This window comes from Aquidulcibacter sp. (assembly GCF_049239865.1).
Taxonomy (GTDB): Bacteria; Pseudomonadota; Alphaproteobacteria; order Caulobacterales; family Aquidulcibacteraceae; genus Aquidulcibacter.
Map to the genome: position 1 here is coordinate 1 of NZ_JBMLTR010000084.1, position 2,930 is coordinate 2,930.

Here is a 2,930-nt window from a genome sequence, read left to right on the forward strand (position 1 = left end):
TCTCGATGGTCTATGTTGAGTTTGGCTGGGATGCAGAAATTTTCCGGGCGCGCCAGCAGGTGTCTGAGCGGCTTGCTTTAGCAAAAGAAGCGATGGCGGACCTCGACCATGCCCCGCAAATGGGCCCAGTTACGTCGATCATGGGCGAGATTATGCTGGTGGCTATTCCCTATGGCGACGCTGACCCCATGGCTGCCAGAGAGCTTGCAGACTTCCAAATCCGGCCCCGCCTCCTGACTATTCCAGGTGTTGCACAGGTGATCCCTATTGGGGGGCAAGTCCGGCAATTCCGAGTTTCGCCCAACGCTGCCCGTATGGGTCAATTGGGCGTCAGTTTGGAGGCCATCGAGCGCGCAGCACAGGGCTTTGCCTCTAATGCCGGAGGCGGTTTTATTGATCAGGGTGGTCGAGAATTTGTCGTACGTGCTTTGTCACGGACCTTACGGGTCGAGGATTTGGGCTCAATTCCAATTGCCACGCGCAGTGGCGGTGTGGTTCGACTGGATCAAGTGGCTGAAGTTGAGTTTGCAGCGCGCTTTCGGCGCGGCGATGCGGGGTTTGCGGGCAAGCCTGCCGTTATCATCGGCATTCAAAAGCAACCTGGTGCCGACACCGTGGCGGTCACCAAGAGCGTCGAGGCGGCGCTGACCGAGTTAAACAAGACCCTGCCCAAAGGTGTGACCGCAACACAAGTTCAGATGCGGCAGGCGGATTTTATCGAAGCCTCGCTGGGTACTTTGCAGAAAGTCATCATTGAAGCCGGCCTCGTGGTTGCGGTGATCTTGTTCCTTTTCCTACTTAATGTTCGCACGACAGCCATCAGTCTGGCAGCCTTGCCAATGTCGATCCTTATCACGGCACTCGTATTTTCTGCGTTCGGCCTTTCGATCAACACCATGACTTTGGGGGGGCTGGCAATTGCTGTCGGTGAATTGGTTGATGACGCTGTGGTGGGGGTCGAAAATGTCTACCGTCGCTTGAAGGAAAACCGCGCTTTAACGGAGCCCTTGCCTGCTATGACTGTTATTGCGCGCGCCACGGGGGAAGTCCGTTCGGGTATCGTTTATGCCACAATGATCATCATTCTGGTGTTTCTGCCCTTGTTCTTTCTATCGGGCATCGAGGGGCGGCTTTTTCAGCCTCTGGGAATAGCTTATGTAGTCTCGATCCTCGCGAGCTTGCTCGTCTCGATCACCCTTACGCCTGTACTGTGCTACTACCTCTTACCCAAGATGAAGGCCTTGCCGGTCGAGCATGATAGTTGGCTGGTCGTGCGACTCAAGCGCGCTAATCAAAGACTTTTAGACTGGGGCTTTAAGCATGTAAGGCCTGTCTTAATTGGGGCAACGCTGGCGGGGATTCTTGCTGTGGGCGGCGCGCTGATGTTGCCACGTGCCTTCCTGCCAGCCTTCAACGAAAGTACTTTACTTGTTGGTTTATCCTTACAACCAGGTGTTAGTCTTGCGGACAGTGCGCGCATGGGGGCTACCGCAGAACAGTTGATCTTGGCAGTTGACGGCGTCAAAAGTGTTAGCCGTCGCACGGGTCGAGCCGAGTTGGACGAGCATGCCGAAGGTGTTCATTCCAATGAATTAGATGTAAGACTGCAGCTTGGCCTCTCTGCACATGAACGTGACGAGGTTTCCGCTAACATTCGCAAAGTACTTGCACCTCTACCTGCCAGCATTGGCGTGGGTGGCCCATTGGCACACCGCATAGATCATATGCTTTCCGGCGTCACATCACCTATTGCCGTTAAGGTCTATGGGGAAGACATGGATACCGCGCGCCGATCCGCAGATGCATTACAAGCGCGTATGGCTGGGATCAATGGCCTTGTCGATGTGCGCGTGGAGAAGATCGTTCGAGTACCTCAGCTTGAGGTCATTGTGGACTACCAGAGGGCCAGCCTGTATGGAATCAACCCTGCCGAAGTGACCAGAGCGGTTGAAGCTTTATCCGGTGGCCAAACGGTTTCCACAATCATTGATGGCGTCCGCCGTTTTGAAGTTGTCATCCGTTTGCCTGAGGAGTCCCGCACGACCCAAGCCTTGTCCAGTCTTTTGGTCGAGACACCAAGCGGCGCTATTCCGCTTTCTCAAATAGCTACTGTGCGTGAGACTGACGGACCAAACCAAATCAATCGGGAAAACGGCAAGCGCCGCATTGTGGTACAAGCCAATCTGGCACCGGGTGCCAATCTTTCGGCAATCACAAAAGACATCCGCGCTTTGATGGATACTGTACCTGCGCCGACCGGTGGCTTTTATGCATTGGAAGGACAGTTTGAGGCACAAGCTGAAGCTACGGCTACCATTGGTGGGCTAACTCTAGTATCTTTTGCACTGATTTTTGCGCTTTTATATAGTCGCTATCGGTCGATCTCTCTGGCTTTGATCGTGATGGGCGGCGTACCAATGGCGCTAATTGGGTCGGTTATTGCACTTTGGCTTTTCGCTTTGCCGCTCTCCGTTGCAAGTCTCGTTGGCTTTGTGACACTCACCGGAATCGCTGCGCGAAACGGCATTCTAAAGATCAGTCATTATCTGAACTTGGTAGTGCATGAGGGCGAGACCTTTGGCGATGCCATGATAATCCGCGGCACATTGGAGCGCCTGACCCCCGTTCTCATGACGGCTTTGTCCGCCGGACTTGCTCTAATCCCGCTGATTTTAGGAGCTGGCGAGCCCGGCAAGGAAATCTTGCATCCCGTAGCTGTCACTATTTTTGGTGGCCTTGTGTCCGCGACACTCTTGGACGCTTTGGTTACGCCAATATTATTCCGGCTATTTGGCCGCAAACCACTTGAACAGCTCATCCTTGCTCAAGATGACGGGCAATTGAAGGAGGCGTTTTGATGAAACAGACAGTAAAACTAACCGCTGGGATCTGTGCTTTGGCCTTGCTAGCTTCTTGTGGCGGCGGCGGGG

The 2,930-nt window shown here is 54.1% G+C and carries 1 protein-coding gene; it reads left to right on the top strand.

Annotated features, from left to right (window positions below):
* Nucleotides 1-2,858: efflux RND transporter permease subunit (locus ACOVRA_RS06435; RefSeq protein ID WP_421719567.1), on the top strand; the 2,858-nt coding region annotated here is incomplete at its 5' end.
* Nucleotides 2,859-2,930: the final 72 nt, after the last annotated feature.